This is a genomic window from Pseudomonas sp. BCRC 81390 (genome assembly GCF_030341915.1).
GTDB lineage: Bacteria > Pseudomonadota > Gammaproteobacteria > Pseudomonadales > Pseudomonadaceae > Aquipseudomonas.
Genome location: NZ_JATAAG010000010.1, coordinates 391,805 through 401,574 on the forward strand (window position 1 = coordinate 391,805; position 9,770 = coordinate 401,574).

The following is a 9,770-nucleotide window of genomic DNA, read 5'->3' on the forward strand; positions in this document are numbered from 1 at the left end:
GGCCTTGTGTCGCGATGAGCCGCAAGGCGGCCGCCGAAGTCTGTATTACCTCAATTGATGATTGTCCCCGGTACGCCAACTGCCAGCCTGCCCCGCTGCAACCACTGCACCGCCACCGGCCACAAACTCTCGCGGAAGCGATCATGGAAGAACGCGAAATGGCCGATTTCCCCGACCGATATATCCCCAGGCGCGATGCGCAAATGGCAGCGCTCAGCCTGCTGCAGGTAGCCCAGCAGACGCTCCGTCGCCGCCACGGTACCAAAAGGGTCATCGGCCAGGCTGATCGCCAGCGTCGCCGCCTGTACCTGGGCGAACGGTAGCATCGCCAGTGCCCGCCCGCTGGGGCGTTGCTCATAACGCGGCGTACATGTGGCCCAGTCATGCACCACGCCGGCTGGCGTGTCCTCCAGCCAGCCCAGGCGCTTGCCGGGGAAATAACCGAACACCCGGGTGAGCAATGGCATCACCACGTGCCACTTGCCGAACAGTTGCCAGCGCTGGTCGGCCGCGTAGTCGCGCCAGTAGGCGAATTGCGCCCCCACCATCACCAGCCGGCGTACCTGGCCCGCGGACGGCGCCAAGCCCACCGCGCAGCCGCCGAAGCTGTGCCCTACCACATCCACCGGCTGACCCGGGAAGTATTCTGCGGCGTAGGCGAGCATGGCTTCGAAATCCAGCCGGCCCCAGTCGCTCCAGGTGGCCTGGAAGCCGCGCAGCGATGGTGGGCGGGACTCGCCGATACCTCGGTAATCGTAGGTCAGCACATCACAGCCCTGGGCAAACAGGTAGTCGGCGAACCGCGAGTAGTAGCGACAGCGTACCGACGTGGCAGCACTGATGATCACCAGCGGGCGCTGGGTGTCAGGTTGGGCGTGGCGCCAGCGAAAGCCGCCGAGGCTGTAGCCGTCGGCTGCGGTGTGGCGAAAGGCGGTGGCAGGTTGTTTAAGGCTGCTCATGGCACATTCCCTAGGGGTGTGCGCCAAAGCTAGCAAAGATTCGTAGCCTGTACCGGCCTCGTCGCGGGTAAACCCATTCCTGCGGGCGGAGAGACCCCGCAGGAACGGGCCGGTACAAGTCAGCCGCGATTACAGCTCGATGCAGTCGAACTTCACGTCGGTCGCCACGTCTTCGTCGTAATTGACGTCAGCGCGCTCGAAGCCGAACAGGTTGAGGAACTGCTTCTTGTAACCGGCATAGTCGGTCAGCTCGAACAGGTTCTCGGTGGTTACCTGTGGCCACATGGCCTTGCAGGCGTCCTGCACGTCTTCACGCAGCTCCCAGTCGTCCAGGCGCAGACGGCCCTTCTCGTCGACTTCGGCCGGCGCGCCATCGGCGCGGTACATGCGCTCGCGGAACATGCGGTCCAGCTGGTCCTGGGTACCTTCGTGAACACCCTTCTCCTGCATGATCTTGAACACCATCGACAGGTACAGCGGCATCACCGGAATGGCCGAGCTGGCCTGGGTAACCACCGACTTGAGTACCGCCACGTTGGCGCCGCCGTTGATTTCACTGGCCAGCTTCTGATCCAGGCGCAGGGCGGTTTCGTCGAGGTCCTGCTTGGCCTGGCCCAGCGCACCGTGCCAGTAGATCGGCCAGGTGATTTCGGTGCCGATGTAGCTGAAGGCCACGGTGCGGGCGCCTTCGGCCAGCACGTTGGCGCCGGCCAGGGCGTCGATCCACAGCTGCCAGTCCTGGCCACCCATGACGGTGACGGTGTCCTTGATTTCCTGTTCGGTAGCCGGCTCGATGCTGGCCTCGATGATGGTGTCCTTGTTGGTGTCGATGGCGGTCGACTTGTAGGGCTGGCCGATCGGTTTCAGCGCCGAACGCACCAGTTCACCGGTCTGCGGCAGCTTGCGCACAGGCGAGGCCAGCGAGTAGATGACCAGGTCGACCTTGCCACCCATTTCGTTCTTGATCAGCTCGATGACCTTGGCGCGGGCTTCGTCGGAGAAGGCGTCACCGTTGATCGACTTGCTGTACAGGCCCTCGGCCTTGGCAAACTTGTCGAAGGCGGCAGCGTTGTACCAGCCAGCGGTACCGGCCTTGGTCTCGGTGCCAGGCTTTTCGAAGAACACGCCCAGGGTATCGGCCTTGAAGCCGAACGCCGCGGTGATACGGGCTGCCAGGCCGTAGCCGCTGGAAGCGCCGATGACCAGGACCTTCTTCGGGCCATCCTCGCGCACGCCCAGCTTGCGGGTGGCTTCGATCTGGTCACGGACGTTGAGCTCGCAGCCCTTCGGATGAGTCGTGGTGCAGATGAAACCGCGAACCTTAGGATGAATGATGGCCAATGTCTGTACCTCGTCAGGTTTATGCCGGGGGAAGCGCCGCCATGGGCGATTCCGATTGATCAGAGGGTGAGACTACCCTCGCAGGTTATCCGACACATATTACGGGGTGAACATAGGGATGCAAAACGGTGGTTGGCCTGTTCCGGCCCCCTTCGCGGGTGAACCCGCCCCACCGGGACGGCGCAAATCCTGAAGGCTGCGCAATACCTGTGGGAACGGGCAAGCCCGCGAAGAGGCCGGCGCAGTCAATCGCGGCGCCGACGGCGACCGGTGATCATCGACCACGGCAGGTTTTCGCGCAGGCGCACGCTCTCGTAGATAGCGCCCAGCACATGCACGCAAACCAGCACCAGCACCGCGTTGGCCAGCCAGCTGTGCAGGTCCATCGGCCAGTCGACACCAAACAGCGCATCCACTTCCTGTGACGCCCACCCGGTCAGGCCCAGGCCGGCGATGCCGGCCAGCATCAGCACCATTACCAGGGCGCCAATCGGCGAATGCCCCATATGATGGTCAAGCTCCCCATGCAGCAGTGCCCGGGCATGCCCGACCAGGCTTGCCGGGGTTGGCCAGAAGTCGGCCCAGCGCGCACTGCGTGGCCCGACAAAGCCCCAGACCACCCGCACCAACACGACGGCCAGGGCGTAGTAGCCCAGCCACTGATGCCAGTCTTCACCCTCCTCGTTGAAGAAGTAGTTGGCGAAGAACACCATGGCGATCGACAGGTGGCACAGGCGCAGCAGGGGGTCCCATAACTGTATCGTGCCGTCGCTGTCCATTAGTGGTACTCGGTCTTGACTGCCTTGCCCGTCACGGGGTCATGGTAGATCTCGACCTTCTTGCCATCCTTGTCGAAACCGTAGATTTCGTAGCAGTTGCCCTTGGTGACCTTGAACTTGTTGATCTTGTAGCCCTGCTCCTTGAGCTGGGCCTGGAACTTTTCCTGGTCTTGCCAGGTGCTCTTGTCGGCGGTGGTGCATTCGGTGGCAGCGAAAACAGTGCTGCTGCCGAGCAGCAGGGACAGGGCTATCAGTACGCGCGTGCGCATGAGCATGACCTCCATCGAAATTGAAGTACAACCTATCAAGCTTAGATGTACCGGGTGTCTTCCGCCCATTCATTGGCTTTCCAGATCAATCGCAAAGAAAAACAAACTTAACAAATGAGCCAAAGCCACCGATGCTTGCGGCATTACGCCCATCGCACGGAGAACAACAACATGAACGACGTGGTCATCGTCGCCGCAACCCGCACCGCCATCGGCAGCTTCCAGGGCGCCCTCGCCACGGTACCTGCGGTAGACCTCGGTGCCGCCGTGATCAAGCGCCTGCTGGAGCAGACCGGGCTGGAGCCGGCGCAGGTCGATGAGGTCATCCTCGGCCAGGTGCTGACCGCAGGCGCCGGACAGAATCCGGCACGCCAGGCGGCGATCAAGGCCGGCCTGCCCTACAGCGTACCGGCACTGACCCTGAACAAGGTCTGCGGTTCGGGCCTCAAGGCCCTGCACCTGGCGGCCCAGGCGATCCGTTGTGGTGACGCCGAGGTGGTCATCGCCGGCGGCCAGGAGAACATGAGCCTCGCTCCCTACGTGATGCCTTCGGCCCGTACCGGCCAGCGCATGGGCCACGGCCAACTCATCGACAGCATGATCAGCGACGGCCTGTGGGATGCGTTCAACGACTATCACATGGGCATCACCGCAGAAAACCTGGTGGACAAATACGGCCTCAGCCGTGAACAGCAGGACGCCTTTGCCGCAGAGTCGCAGCGCAAGGCCGTGGCGGCCATCGAGGCCGGGCGCTTCGCCGACGAGATCACGCCGATCGTGTTGCCACAGAAAAAGGGTGAGCCCAAGGTGTTCGCGCGGGACGAGCAACCACGCCAGGACACCACCGTCGAGTCCCTGGGCAAACTGCGCCCGGCGTTCAAGAAGGACGGCAGCGTCACTGCCGGCAATGCCTCCAGCCTGAACGATGGCGCCGCCGCCGTGATGTTGATGAGTGCCGCCAAGGCCAAGGCCCTGGGCTTGCCGGTGCTGGCCCGGATCGCAGCCTATGCCAGTGCCGGTGTCGACCCGGCGATCATGGGTATCGGCCCGGTTTCGGCGACCCAGCGCTGCCTGGCCAAAGCCGGTTGGCAGCTGGCTGAACTGGACCTGATAGAAGCCAACGAAGCCTTCGCCGCGCAGGCGCTGGCGGTGGGCAAGGCGCTGGAGTGGGATGCTGCGCGGGTCAACGTGAATGGTGGGGCAATTGCCCTTGGCCACCCGATCGGGGCATCCGGGTGCCGGGTGCTGGTGACCCTGCTGCACGAAATGATCAAACGCGATGCCAAGAAAGGCCTGGCCACCTTGTGCATCGGTGGCGGCCAAGGCGTGGCCTTGGCGATCGAGCGCTGATCACGGATTGATCTGGGCCGGCCTGGCCTCTTCACGGGTTTACCCGCGAAAAGGCCGGCACCGGCTACCACAGATCAGGCGCTGGTACGCAGTTCACGGGCAGCGGCCACCATATTGATCAACGCCGCCTCGGTCTCCGGCCAGCCACGGGTCTTCAGCCCGCAATCCGGGTTGACCCACAGGCGTTCGGCGGGAATGCGCCGGGCAGCCTTGCGCAACAGCTTGACCATTTCCTCGCGGCTCGGCACCCGTGGCGAGTGAATGTCATACACCCCCGGGCCGATCTCGTTGGGGTAGGCAAACCGCTCGAACGCCGCCAGCAATTCCATGTCCGAACGCGAAGTCTCGATGGTGATGACGTCGGCATCCATCGCTGCAATCGACTCGATCACGTCATTGAACTCGCTGTAGCACATGTGGGTATGGATCTGGGTGTCGTCGCGCACGCCCGAAGCACACAGGCGGAAGGCCTCGGTGGCCCACTCCAGGTAGTGGGCCCAGGCAGCGTGGCGCAGCGGCAGGCCTTCGCGGAAGGCCGCTTCGTCGATCTGTACGATCCGGATCCCCGCCGCCTCCAGGTCGAGCACTTCGTCGCGGATCGCCAGTGCCAGCTGACGCGCCTGGACTTCACGGCTCACGTCCTCGCGCGGAAACGACCACATCAGCATGGTCACCGGGCCAGTCAGCATGCCCTTCATCACCTTGCCGGTCAGGCTCTGGGCATACCTGATCCATTCCACGGTCATGGCCTTCGGCCGGCTCAGGTCGCCGACGATCACCGCCGGCTTCACGCAGCGCGAGCCATAGCTCTGCACCCAGCCGAAACGGGTGAACGCATAGCCGTCGAGCTGCTCGGCGAAGTACTCGACCATGTCGTTGCGCTCGGCCTCGCCGTGTACCAGCACATCCAGGCCCAGGTCCTCCTGGATTTTCACCGCATGGCGGATCTCGCTGTGCATGGCCTCGACATAATCGGCCTCGGTCAGTTTGCCCTGCTTGTAGGCCTGGCGCGCCAGGCGAATGGCCGGGGTCTGCGGGAACGAGCCGATGGTGGTGGTCGGGAACGCTGGCAGGCCGAGCTTCGCACGCTGCCTGACGATACGCTGGGCAAATGCCGACTGGCGCTGGCTGTCGGCGGGCTTGATGGCGGCCAGGCGGGCTTGCACGGCGGGCTTGTGGATGCGCGGCGAGGCAGCGCGGCTGGCCTGCACGGCCCGGCTCTGCGCCAGGGCAGCGGCGACGTCAGTGGCCTGCGGGTCGTCGATGGCCTTGGCCAGCAGTGCCACTTCCTGGCATTTCTGCACGGCAAAGGCCAGCCAGCTTTGCAGCTCGGCATCCAGTTGGTCTTCACGGGCCAGATCCACCGGGCTGTGCAGCAGCGAGCAGGACGGCGCCACCCACAGCCGCTCGCCCAGGCGTTCATGGGCATGGCGCAATACTTCCAGCGCCTTCTCCAGGTCGCAGCGCCAGACATTGCGGCCATTGACCAGGCCCAGTGACAGCACCTTGTAGGCCGGCAGGCGGTCGAGGATGGTCGGGTACTGCTCGGGCGCCCGCACCAGGTCGATGTGCAGGCCATCGACCGGCAGGTTGGCGGCCAGACCAAGGTTGTCCTCCAGGCCGCCGAAGTAGGTGGCGATCAGCTTCTTCAGCGGCGCGCGCTGGATGATGTTGTAGACGCGCTCGTAGGCGTTTTTCCAGTCCTGGGGCAAGTCCAGGGCCAGGATCGGCTCATCCAGTTGCACCCATTCCACGCCTTGGGCAGCCAGGCGGTTGAGGATCTGGTCATACAGCGGCAACAGGCGCTCGAGCAGCTCCAGCTTGTCGAAATCGCCGCCCTTGGCCTTGCCCAGCCACAGGTAGGTCAGCGGGCCGATCACCACCGGCTTGACCGTGTGGCCCAGGGCGTGGGCTTCCTCTACTTCTTCGAACAGCTGTTCCCAGCTGAGGACGAACTGCTGGTCGGCAGTGAATTCGGGGACCAGATAGTGGTAGTTGGTATCGAACCACTTGGTCATTTCCTGGGCATGGGCGCCGCCACAGCAGCTGTCACCGACGGCACCACGGGCCATGGCGAACAAAGTATGCAGGGTGGGCCTGGCAGCGTCGTTGCTGGCAAAGCGTTGGGGGATGACGCCAAAGGTCAGCGAGTGGGTCAGCACCTGGTCGTACCAGGCGAAGTCGCCTACCGGCAGCAACTCGATGCCGGCGTCTTTCTGTATCTGCCAGTGCCGGGCACGCAGCTCCCGCCCCACGGCGCGCAGCCCGGCTTCGTCGAGTTCGCCCTTCCAGAAGGCTTCCTGGGCCTTTTTCAGCTCGCGATCGTGGCCGATACGCGGAAAGCCCAGGTTGTGTGCCAGTGCCATGTCTTGTCCCTCAGCATGCAAAATGAATGAGGGGATTGTCCGGGCGACGACATCTTGAGACAAACTCATTAAATTTGAGATGAACACAAGATTTACTCATAGTGTGGCGCGACAGGCTCGGAGCAGATGTCTCATTCAAAGCATCACCCTGCGCATCCGGGCATGACCCCACCGGCCCGGTAGCGCACAATGCCACCCTGCCCCCACCAGGTATCCGGCCCATGAGCCTGTTGAAAACCGCGCTGCACGAGCGCCAGTTCGTCTGCGTGATGGAATTCGTCCCGAAACCGTCCGCAGAACGTTTCGCTGCCATGGAGGCAATCCTGGCCCGCGCGCATCTGTGCGGCTGGCCAATGACGGTGGCTATCGGCGACCGCGTCGGCAGCCCGCTGGATATGTCACCGCTGGATGCTCTCGCCTCGTTCAGCAACCCGGTACCGGCCCTGCCGCACTTCTCCGGCAAGGATCGTGAACGTCATCACTTGCTCGCCCAACTGCAACGCATGGATGCGGCCGGCCTCGACCAGTTGCTGCTACTGACCGGCGACCGCCTGCCAGGCCACCAGCCTGGCCAACGCCCGGTGCGCTACCTGGAATCGGTCGCTGCCCTGCAGATTGCCCGCCAGGCCTGCCCGCACTGGCTGCTCGGCGCGGCCCTCAACCCGTTCAAGTACTGTGAGGAAGAAGGCGGCGCCCAGTACTTCAAGGCCGAGAAAAAGCTGGCGGCCGGCGCCGATTTTTTCACCTTGCAACTGGGCTTCGATGCCGGCAAACACCAGGAAGCCATGCACTGGATGAGGCGCCAGGCCACACCCAGGCCGATGCTGGCCTGCCTCATGAGCCTTACCCATGGGCGCGCGGCGATGCTCGACCATGTCGCCGGGGTGACCGTCACACCGTCCATGCGCGACCTGCTCGAAGCTGAAGCGGCCCAGTCCAAGGCCTTTGCCCAGGCCCGTAGCGTCGACCGCCTGGCATTGCAGATCATCGGCGTCAAGCTGATGGGCTATGCCGGTGTGCACCTGTCAGGGATTCACGAACTCAAGCAGCTGCTGGCGCTGGAAGCACGCATCGAGCATTGGCAAACGCAAATCCAAACGCTGGAGCAATGGGCACCGGCCTGGCAAGCCAGTTGGCAGATGCCTGGCCTGTCGGCGGTCAGTTTCCACCCGCCACAAGCAGCTTGGCGCCAGGGCGAGTCACGGGTCGCTGCCTCGTTCACGGAGAAAGCGCGCTATCACCTGATGCATGGTATGCACGCGCTGCTGTTCAGCCGCCGCAACGGCCTGAGCAAGGCATTCGGCTGGGCCGTGCGTCAGCCGTTGTGGACCACGCGCCTTGGCGCGCAGGTGCTGCACAAGGTGGAACGCGCGGTTAAGCGCCCGCTGGTAGGCTGCGACACCTGCGGCCGCTGCCGCCTGGAAGACACCCTGTACATCTGCCCGGAAACCTGCCCCAAGGGCCTGGCCAACGGCCCTTGCGGCGGGACCGCGCTGAACCGCTGCGAGTTCGGCGATCGCGAGTGCATTCACAGCGTCAAGTACCGCACGGCCAAGGCGGCCCGGCAGACGGCGCTGCTGAGCGAGCGCCTGATCCCGTGCATCGAGGTCGAGACACGCCACCGCAGCTCCTGGCCGCAATGGTTTCAGGCACAGACGCCGCGCCAGCTCAGCCCGCAGCCAGCGCCTCGAACCCAGCCCGAATCGTAGCTTCCGGCAGTTCGTCGGCGATGAACACCATCACGCTTTCGCGGGTTTCACCCTCGGCCCATTCGGCATCCCAATCGAAGCCGTAGAGCTTGAGCACGCCCTGGAACACCAGCTTGCGCGCCTCACCGGCGATGTTCAGCACCCCCTTGTAGCGCAACAGCTGCTTGCCGTGGGTTTCCAGCAGCGCGTTCATGAAGTCGCTGAGGCGGTCGATGTCCAAAGCGGTGTGCGTGCGCAGCACCAAGGTGGAGATACGGTCCGGGGTAGCGGGTTTGAGCAGTGGCCGTAGCGCTGGCTTCAAGTTCGCGCCCAGATCGGGGTTGAGGTTGAACCCACGCACATCCAGCAGTTCCGCCAGGTCGATGCGGCCATGCTCGACCACGCGGATCTCGGCCCGGCCATTGATACGTGCCAGGCGCTCGCCAAGAGCCTCGACCACAGCCGGCTCGACCAGGTCGGTCTTGCTCAGCAGCAGGCGATCGGCAAAGCCGACCTGGGCCTGGGCGATGGCCTGGGTCAGGTGCAACTCGGCATGGGCGGCATCGACCAGGGTGATGATGCCGTCGAGGATATAGCGCTCACGCAGCTCTTCATCGATGAAGAAGGTTTGCGCCACCGGCGCCGGGTCGGCCAGGCCGGTACATTCGATTACCAGGCGGTCGAAGGCGATCTCGCCTGCATCCAGGCGTTCGAGCAGCAGGTACAGGGCGCGGGTCAGGTCACCATGGATGCTGCAGCACACGCAGCCGTTGGCCAGGGTCATCACCTGCACCGGCTCGTCGCCGAGCAGTTGGCTGTCGATGCCGGCCTCGCTGAATTCGTTCTCGATCACGGCGATCTTCAGGCCATGCTCGGCCCTGAGCATGTACTTGAGCAGGGTGGTCTTGCCGGCGCCGAGGAAGCCGGTGAGTACGGTTACGGGAATAGGCGTCTGCACGCAGAACATCTCCTGTGCAGTGGAATGGGCGGGGGGAACGCGATCCCTGTAGGAGCGGCC

General features: G+C 64.1%; 8 protein-coding genes. 2 read left to right on the plus strand and 6 right to left on the minus strand.

Features of this window, described 5'->3' with window-relative positions; translation table 11 throughout:
* Window positions 1–50: 50 nt before the first annotated feature.
* The 4 genes from QSV36_RS06305 to QSV36_RS06320 form a co-directional block, all read right to left on the minus strand.
* Complete coding sequence (locus QSV36_RS06305) at window positions 51–959, minus strand: alpha/beta hydrolase family protein (protein ID WP_289130864.1); 909 nt, start codon at window positions 957–959, stop codon at window positions 51–53.
* Between the two features lie 129 nt (window positions 960–1,088).
* Entirely contained in the window at window positions 1,089–2,300 is a 1,212-nt protein-coding gene (gene fabV / locus QSV36_RS06310) for an enoyl-ACP reductase FabV (RefSeq protein WP_289130865.1), read from the minus strand.
* Between the two features lie 245 nt (window positions 2,301–2,545).
* Window positions 2,546–3,079 (minus strand): cytochrome b/b6 domain-containing protein, encoded by a 534-nt coding sequence (locus QSV36_RS06315; RefSeq protein WP_289130866.1) that lies wholly within the window; start codon window positions 3,077–3,079, stop codon window positions 2,546–2,548.
* Entirely contained in the window at window positions 3,079–3,348 is a 270-nt protein-coding gene (locus tag QSV36_RS06320) for a PepSY domain-containing protein (RefSeq protein WP_225779246.1), read from the minus strand. Before QSV36_RS06320 ends, QSV36_RS06315 begins: the two co-directional genes overlap by 1 nt.
* Window positions 3,349–3,519: 171 nt before the next feature.
* Between QSV36_RS06320 and QSV36_RS06325 the strand changes: the two genes are divergently transcribed.
* Window positions 3,520–4,698, plus strand: coding sequence for an acetyl-CoA C-acetyltransferase (locus tag QSV36_RS06325; RefSeq protein ID WP_289130867.1), 1,179 nt, complete (start codon window positions 3,520–3,522; stop codon window positions 4,696–4,698).
* Between the two features lie 74 nt (window positions 4,699–4,772).
* On the opposite strand, the gene metE is transcribed toward QSV36_RS06325, so the two are convergent.
* Complete coding sequence (metE, locus tag QSV36_RS06330; RefSeq protein WP_289130868.1) at window positions 4,773–7,064, minus strand: 5-methyltetrahydropteroyltriglutamate--homocysteine S-methyltransferase; 2,292 nt, start codon at window positions 7,062–7,064, stop codon at window positions 4,773–4,775.
* Window positions 7,065–7,285: 221 nt separating this feature from the next.
* Here metE and QSV36_RS06335 point away from each other — a divergent pair, with 221 nt between their 5' ends.
* Window positions 7,286–8,773, plus strand: coding sequence for a methylenetetrahydrofolate reductase C-terminal domain-containing protein (locus QSV36_RS06335; protein ID WP_289130869.1), 1,488 nt, complete (start codon window positions 7,286–7,288; stop codon window positions 8,771–8,773).
* Here QSV36_RS06335 and yjiA read toward each other — a convergent pair.
* Window positions 8,733–9,710 carry a GTPase gene (gene yjiA / locus QSV36_RS06340; protein ID WP_289130870.1) on the minus strand — a complete coding sequence of 326 codons (978 nt, stop codon included), beginning with the start codon at window positions 9,708–9,710 and terminating at the stop codon, window positions 8,733–8,735. The two genes, QSV36_RS06335 and yjiA, sit on opposite strands and share 41 nt — an antisense overlap.
* Between the last annotated feature and the right edge of the window lie 60 nt (window positions 9,711–9,770).

Bases quoted from the DNA above. Each gene is read 5' to 3' on its own strand.
- QSV36_RS06305 (WP_289130864.1), bottom strand. From the start codon at position 959: ATGAGCAGCCTTAAACAACCTGCCACCGCCTTTCGCCACACCGCAGCC.
- QSV36_RS06315 (WP_289130866.1), bottom strand. From the start codon at position 3,079: ATGGACAGCGACGGCACGATACAGTTATGGGACCCCCTGCTGCGCCTG.
- QSV36_RS06320 (WP_225779246.1), bottom strand. From the start codon at position 3,348: ATGCGCACGCGCGTACTGATAGCCCTGTCCCTGCTGCTCGGCAGCAGC.
- QSV36_RS06325 (WP_289130867.1), top strand. From the start codon at position 3,520: ATGAACGACGTGGTCATCGTCGCCGCAACCCGCACCGCCATCGGCAGC.
- metE (WP_289130868.1), bottom strand. From the start codon at position 7,064: ATGGCACTGGCACACAACCTGGGCTTTCCGCGTATCGGCCACGATCGC.
- QSV36_RS06335 (WP_289130869.1), top strand. From the start codon at position 7,286: ATGAGCCTGTTGAAAACCGCGCTGCACGAGCGCCAGTTCGTCTGCGTG.